This is a genomic window from Streptomyces europaeiscabiei, from assembly GCF_001550375.1.
GTDB lineage: Bacteria > Actinomycetota > Actinomycetes > Streptomycetales > Streptomycetaceae > Streptomyces > Streptomyces europaeiscabiei.
Window position 1 is genome coordinate 1 of record NZ_LRTR01000578.1, and the last position, 1,766, is coordinate 1,766.

The following is a 1,766-nucleotide window of genomic DNA, read 5'->3' on the forward strand; positions in this document are numbered from 1 at the left end:
CGGCACGGACACCTGGCGGCTCGCGGTGGAGCGGCAGGGCACGCTGGAGGGGCTGCGGCTCGCGCCCTGCCCGGAGGTCACCGCCCCGCTCGCCCCGAACGAGGTGCGCCTCTCCCTGCGTGCGGCCGGCGTCAACTTCCGCGACGTCCTCACCGCGCTCGGCATGTACCCCGGTGACGCCACCGGGATCGGCCTGGAGGGCGCGGGCGTCGTCACCGAGGTCGGCGCCGACGTCACCGGCCTCGCCCCCGGCGACCGGGTGATGGGCATGTTCGCCGGAGCCTTCGGGCCCGTCGCCGTCGCCGACGCCGGCATGGTCGCGCGGATCCCGAAGGGCTGGAGCTTCGCGGAGGCCGCCACCGTCCCGATCGTGTACCTCACCGCGTACTACGCGCTGGTCGACCTCGGCGGGCTGAAGCCCGGCGAGAACGTCCTCGTGCACGCAGCGGCCGGAGGCGTCGGATCGGCCGCCGTACAGCTCGCCCGCCACCTCGGCGCCGAGGTCCACGGCACCGCGTCGCCCGCCAAGTGGGACGCGCTGCGCGCCGCGGGTCTCGACGACGACCGCCTCGCCTCCTCCCGCGACCTCGGGTTCGAGCAACGGCTGCGCGAGGCGACCGAGGGCCGCGGCTTCGACGTCGTCCTCGACTCCCTGGCCCGGGAGTTCGTGGACGCCTCGCTGCGGCTGCTGCCGCGCGGCGGCCGGTTCCTGGAGATGGGCAAGACCGACGTCCGCGACCCCGCCCGGGTCGCCGCCGACCACCCGGGCGTCGACTACCGCGCCTTCGACCTGGTCGAGGCCGGACCCGACCGGATCGGCGAGATGCTCGCCGTCCTCGTGGACCTCTTCGAACGCGGTGTCCTCAGGCCGCTGCCGATGGCCGTGTGGGACGTGCGCCGCGCACCCGAGGCGTTCCGCTTCCTCAGCCAGGCCCGGCACATCGGCAAGGTCGTCCTGACCCTGCCGGCCGCGCCGGACCCCACGGGCACCGTGCTGCTCACCGGCGGCCTCGGCGGCCTCGGCCGGATCACCGCCCGCCACCTCGTCGCCGAGCACGGCGTACGGCATCTGCTGATCGCCGGGCGGCGCGGCCCGGACACGCCGCAGGCGGCCGCACTGCGGGCCGAACTCGCCGCCCTGGGCGCCGAGGTCACCGTCGCCGCCTGCGACATCGCCGACCGCACCGCGCTCGCCTCGCTCCTCGCGGGCATCCCCGCCGACCGGCCGCTGACCGCCGTGGTGCACTCCGCCGGCGTCCTCGTGGACGGTGTGCTGTCCTCGATGTCACCCCAGCGGCTCGCCGCGGCGCTGCGCCCGAAGGCCGACGCGGTGACCGCCCTGCACGACCTCACCCGCGACCTCGACCTCGCCCGGTTCGTGGTCTTCTCCTCGGTCGCCGGAACCTTCGGCGGCGCCGGACAGGCCAACTACTCGGCCGCCAACGCGTTCCTGGACGCCTTCGCCCACCACCGGCGCGCCCAGGGCCTGCCCGCGGTGTCCCTCGCCTGGGGCACCTGGCTGCCGGACGCCGGCATGACCGGGGAGCTCAGCGACGCCGACCGCGAACGCCACGCCCGTACCGGCATGGTGCCGCTCGACGCCGGCCAGGGCATGCGCCTGCTTGACGCCGCCGCGGACTCCGACCGGGCCGCGCTGCTGCCGATGGACATCGACCCGGCCGCCCTGCGCGAACACCACGACGTCCTGCCGGTGCTGCTGCGCGGCCTGGTACGCACCCCCGCCCGACGCCGGGCGGGGACCGCCG

The 1,766-nt window shown here is 76.3% G+C and carries 1 protein-coding gene; it reads left to right on the top strand.

Features of this window, described 5'->3' with window-relative positions; genetic code table 11:
* A partial coding sequence (locus AWZ10_RS27770) for an MDR/SDR family oxidoreductase (protein ID WP_159058362.1) occupies positions 1–1,766 on the top strand: 1,766 nt, incomplete at both ends.